Annotated in this window: 1 protein-coding gene; it reads right to left on the bottom strand. The window is 70.8% G+C overall.

What is annotated here, in order from left to right; translation table 11 throughout:
• Positions 1-209: 209 nt before the first annotated feature.
• On the bottom strand, positions 210-630 hold a 421-nt coding region (locus NS334_RS17250), incomplete at its 5' end, for a transposase (RefSeq protein ID WP_153002840.1).

Here is a 630-nt window from a genome sequence, read left to right as displayed (position 1 = left end):
GTCCCGCTCGGCCTGCCGGCGCAGAAGGGCATGGACGCGCCGATAGCCGTAGGTCGGCAGATCGGCGATGAGCGCCTGGATCGCGCCGAGCAACGCGGCGTCGGGTGCAGGCGGACGGCCGCGTCGGCCCCTGGGCTTCCAGGCGGGGGAGGCCTGCCTGGACGAGGCGAGGTGCGGGCGTGACACGCTCAAAGCTGCGGCCACAGCGCTCACCGGCCGTCCTCCGGCCACGAGGTCACGCGCGAGGGCAACTTTTTGGGGGCGACGACCCGCTCCATCGCCTCGCGCAGGATCTCGGTCTCGAGCGTCTTCTTGCCCAGGAGCCGCTGCAGTTCGCGGATCTGCTGCTGGGCAGCCCGCAGCTCGGAGGCTGGCACCACCTCTTCACCGGCACCGGCGGCCGTGAACGCGCCGCGCTCCATCAGCCGACGCCACGTGAACAGCTGGTTGGCGTTCAGCCCGTGGCGGCGGGCGACGAGCGAGACGGACTGACCGGGCAGATAGGTCTCCTCGACGAGGCGCACCTTCTCCTGCGTGGTCCAATGCCGACGCCGCTGGACGGAGGTGATCACCTCGACGCGTTCGGCGCGGGGCGGGTCGTTAGAACTCACCATACGGTCGGTCATAGGC

This window comes from Sphingomonas endophytica (genome assembly GCF_001476895.1).
Lineage (GTDB): Bacteria > Pseudomonadota > Alphaproteobacteria > Sphingomonadales > Sphingomonadaceae > Sphingomonas > Sphingomonas endophytica_A.
This window is presented reverse-complemented; position numbering and strand designations above follow the sequence as displayed.